The organism is Campylobacter volucris (genome assembly GCF_008011665.1).
Lineage (GTDB): Bacteria > Campylobacterota > Campylobacteria > Campylobacterales > Campylobacteraceae > Campylobacter_D > Campylobacter_D volucris_A.
In genome coordinates this window covers 1-1,826 of the sequence record NZ_VOWJ01000025.1, presented here as the reverse complement: position 1 = coordinate 1,826, position 1,826 = coordinate 1, and the positions used below count along the sequence as shown (strand labels likewise).

At 27.3% G+C, this 1,826-nt stretch carries 1 protein-coding gene; it reads left to right on the top strand.

The genetic code is table 11. The features are described from left to right. Nucleotides 1-50 precede the first annotated feature (50 nt). Nucleotides 51-1,760 carry a putative toxin gene (locus FPD38_RS05020; protein ID WP_147555653.1) on the top strand — a complete coding sequence of 570 codons (1,710 nt, stop codon included), beginning with the start codon at nucleotides 51-53 and terminating at the stop codon, nucleotides 1,758-1,760. Nucleotides 1,761-1,826 lie beyond the last annotated feature (66 nt).

The window sequence follows — 1,826 nt, the reverse complement described above, 5'->3', positions numbered from 1 at the left end:
GGAAAAATATTGTAAATTACTAAACGATGCTATAAAAAAGGCTAAGGAAAATGGGTAAAGGGATAAAAATTGACTTTGCTAAAGTCAATTTTCATATCAAAGAATTCCAAAAAGTTTATATATTAGAAAATTGTAAATTATGTTTTTACAGTCCTTTTCATTTGCAAACACAAAATGGAAAAGAAGTGAAAAAAATAGAAAAAAAAGGCAAATCTAAAATTTATCTTATAGATGAGGATGGAAAAACTGTAGATATTGATAAAACTTCAGAGCAAAACAAAATAAAAGTAAGAGAAGAAACAAGAAAAAAAGAAGAAAAAAGTAAAAATGTATTATTTAGCAATGATGAAAAGGGAAATGATGCAATCAATGCTTATTTTGGTGAGAAGAATATTGATACGCTAAATAAAGCCTATGAAGAAAGAGAAGCCAAGCCTTTATCAAGAAATACAGAAAGTTTTAAAGACTATGATGTATTTTATGATGTTTATACAAGTAAAGATAACAAAGATAACAGTGTAAATAAAAAACTAGGATGCGGTGATGGCTTTGAAGTAAATAATGGCATAGCTGAAGTTGGAGCAGAATTTTTTGATAAATGCTTTGAAAAAGGAATTTATGTTTTAATACCAAGATTAATATCTTTAGATAAAAACGAAGAATTACACTTTGATCCTGTGCCTTTAGAAGATAAGGGCTTTGTGGTTACTGATTTTAGAAAAGGAAAAAAGGGAGAAAAAAATATAGATTTAAGCTTTCAAAGAAATATAGCTAAAATAAAAAATCCTAATTTAACTTTACAAAGCCCTAAAGAATTCCTACAAGCCTTAAATGAAAATAAAGAATTTGCAGAAGATGATAAAATACAACAAGCACAAGCTATTAAAAAAGCTTGTGGAAAAAAAGCAGATGAAATAACCAAAATCTTGCTTAAAGATGATGAAAGTTTAAAAGATGTTATTAGAGATAAGCAAGAATTAAAGAAGAAAATAGGTAAATTACAAAAAATTCCAAACAAATCAACAAAAGAACTAAGCCTACTAGGCAGGCTTGAATTTTTACAAAGAAATCAAGATAAAGCTAAAGATTATAAAAAAACAATCAAAGTTCTTCAAAACCCTCAACAAGCTAGCAATGATAAGCAAAACGATAAGACAAAGAGTAGAACAAAAAACAAACAAAAACAAACCACCACCCCAAACCAAGAAGAACAAAAAAATAAAATCATCAATTCTAAAGACATAGGAGATGCAGGAGAGTATGCTGCTTCTATGCTTTTTACTAAAAGATCAACTAGGTATTTATCTAATAGAAGAAAACTAGATGCGAATTTTAACACTAAAGGTTTTAATCACACCATACCTGATTTTTTAATAACGCTAAATGATTACCCTACCTTAGTAGAGGTTAAAAATGTCCAAGATCAAGCTTTAACAGAACAAATAAGTTTTGAGTTAAAACTCGCTAGAGAATATGAGCTTGATTATTTATTTTTATGCAATCATTACACAAAATTAATAGATAATATAACTAATCTAAAGATATTTAATAAAGACAATAAAAACCATAAAGGATCAAGAAGTGGTTTTATCTACCACAGACATGCCCACAGAAGCATAAAGACAATATTTAAAGAAATGTATCTACACCATATCAAAGGAGCAGCACCTAATAAAATAGTAATAAAAAGATTAAATTTAAATGATCCTGCTAATATAGAAGAAGAATTAAACAAAAACAAACAAATACAAAAAAACTAAAGGAAAAACAATGAAAACCTTAGAAGATATCAAAGCTATGAGTTATCAAGAAAAAGATGAATTAGA